The 393-nt window shown below is 67.2% G+C and carries 1 protein-coding gene; it reads right to left on the bottom strand.

Annotated features, from left to right (window positions below):
- The coding region (locus tag KKP04_RS15335; protein WP_215033567.1) for a transposase at positions 1-393 on the bottom strand (393 nt) is incomplete at both ends.

Raw genomic sequence — 393 nt, 5'->3', positions numbered from 1 at the left:
TTTCCCGCCCCACGGCCGGTCGTCGCAGGCCAGAGCCCAGAAGTAGCCGGGCTTGGTCTTGCCTCGGCCCGGATCGAGAACCGGGCAGCGCGTTTCGTCGGCGAACAGCTTTTCCATCCCTTTCAGGATGACGACGAGGCGCTCGTAAAGCGGCTGCAGTTCGGCCGCCGCCGCGCCAACCCAGCTCGCGAGCGTCGAGCGATCGAGAGGAATGCCCTGGCGGGAGAAGATTTGCGCCTGGCGGTACAGCGGCAAGTGATTGGCGTATTTCGACACGAGGACGTCGGCGATGAGCGCTTCGGTGGGAATGCCGCCCTCGATCAGCCGCGGCGGCGCAGGCGCCTGAGCCACGGCCTCCCCGCAAGGGCAAGCGTATTTGGGACGGCGGGTGAC

The sequence above is a fragment of the Rhodomicrobium sp. Az07 genome, from assembly GCF_018619475.1.
Classification (GTDB): domain Bacteria; phylum Pseudomonadota; class Alphaproteobacteria; order Rhizobiales; family Rhodomicrobiaceae; genus Rhodomicrobium.
This window is presented reverse-complemented; position numbering and strand designations above follow the sequence as displayed.